This is a genomic window from Clostridium psychrophilum (assembly GCF_018861705.1).
In the GTDB taxonomy this organism is placed as follows: domain Bacteria; phylum Bacillota; class Clostridia; order Clostridiales; family Clostridiaceae; genus Clostridium_AD; species Clostridium_AD psychrophilum.
This window is the reverse complement of the sequence record NZ_JAHLEC010000276.1, coordinates 1-646: the sequence shown is the minus strand read 5'-3', so window position 1 is coordinate 646 and position 646 is coordinate 1. Positions and strand designations below refer to the sequence as shown.

Genomic DNA, 646 nt, shown 5'->3' with positions numbered 1-646 from the left:
AGCGATAGCTAATCATCGAATTGTAAATTTAGAAAATGGCTATGTAACATTTAAATGGAGAGATTATAAAGACCATAATAGAGAAAAATTTATGACACTTACGGTAGATGAATTTATTAGAAGATTTCTCATGCATGTTTTACCAAGAAAATTTGTTAAAATTAGACACTATGGAATATTAAGCAATAGAAATAGGTCAACTAAACTTCAAAAATGCAAAGAACTTACAGGTGCAGTACAAAGTATTAGTGAAAATTTGGATGTTAAGTTAAGTGCAGCGGAGCTTCTTTTAAAGCTGACAGGAATAGATATAAATATCTGCTCATGCTGTGGTAAAGGTAAAATGGTTACAAAAGATAAGTTGAATCGCCAAAATTACTCTCCACCAGGAGAAGCAAATAAAATAGCATAAAGTCTTTATTTAGGGGAGGGGGAAGTTACGTCTATTTTTAGAAAATAATGAAGAGCTAGAAGGATTAAAAACACATTTATGTAAATTAGAGTTAATACAATTGCTTTTAAATCAGATTTCAGAAAGAAGGAAAAGATTGAATCGCCATAGTAGTACTAACGCGGCATCGTTCTTAAGCTTGTTTCAGAAATTGAGCAATTTTGGTGGCTATCATCATTTGAGTATATACTTATG

Annotated in this window: 1 protein-coding gene; it reads left to right on the top strand. The window is 31.1% G+C overall.

Features of this window, described 5'->3' with window-relative positions; all coding sequences use genetic code 11:
- Nucleotides 1–412, top strand: a 412-nt coding sequence (locus tag KPL38_RS19455; RefSeq protein WP_216290775.1) for a transposase, incomplete at its 5' end; no start/stop codon positions are given.
- Nucleotides 413–646 lie beyond the last annotated feature (234 nt).